At 57.7% G+C, this 732-nt stretch carries 1 protein-coding gene; it reads left to right on the top strand.

Annotation, left to right across the window (positions count from 1 at the left end; translation table 11 throughout):
- The coding region (locus BMI01S_RS37845; protein ID WP_042293634.1) for an AMP-binding protein at nucleotides 1–732 on the top strand (732 nt) is incomplete at both ends.

Below are 732 nucleotides of genomic sequence, written 5' to 3'. Positions count from 1 at the left end.
ATATGTGCCGCTGGATGCGGCGTATCCGGGTGCGCGGTTGCGGCAGATTATGGGAGAGGCGGCGCCGGGGCTGGTGCTGGCCGATGCGGCGGGGCGTGCGGCGCTGGGCGGGGAGGCGCTCGCTGGCGTGGGGCTGGTGGAGCTGGAGGCGCAGTCACCGGCGTGGGCCGGGCAGCCGGCGTCGGATCCGGATGCGTGCGCGCTGGGCTTGGGCCCGCACCATCTGGCCTATGTGATCTACACCTCGGGCTCCACCGGCACGCCCAAGGGCGTCATGGTCGAGCACAGAAACCTGTTGAATTATTTGCAATGGTCAGAGCGCAGTTATTACGAAGAAGCTTTGAATGGTTCGCCGATACTACATTCGTTGAGCTTTGACGGCATCGTTACAACTTTATTCGGGCCCCTGTTGGCAGGTGCAGCTCTGCACCTTCTAAAACCTGCTGTTGAAACGGATTTACTTTCTGCTGCTAACGATGGTTTGGCCTACGATTTGATCAAGCTGACGCCTTCGCACTTGAGCGTGTTAAACAGGCAACTTGAGTGTTACAAAGGTCCGGCTCCGACTAAGGCACTGATGGTTGGTGGGGAACCGTTAGTACCTGCGGATATCCAGTTTTGGCAAAAGCGTTTCCCGCATGTGCGTCTTATCAATCACTTCGGTCCTACAGAAGCGACAGTCGGAAGCGTCACGTTCGAAATATCCAAAGTTATCGATGGATCCGCCTCTAT

The sequence above is a fragment of the Paraburkholderia mimosarum LMG 23256 = NBRC 106338 genome, assembly GCF_000739815.1.
GTDB lineage: Bacteria > Pseudomonadota > Gammaproteobacteria > Burkholderiales > Burkholderiaceae > Paraburkholderia > Paraburkholderia mimosarum.
This window is presented reverse-complemented; position numbering and strand designations above follow the sequence as displayed.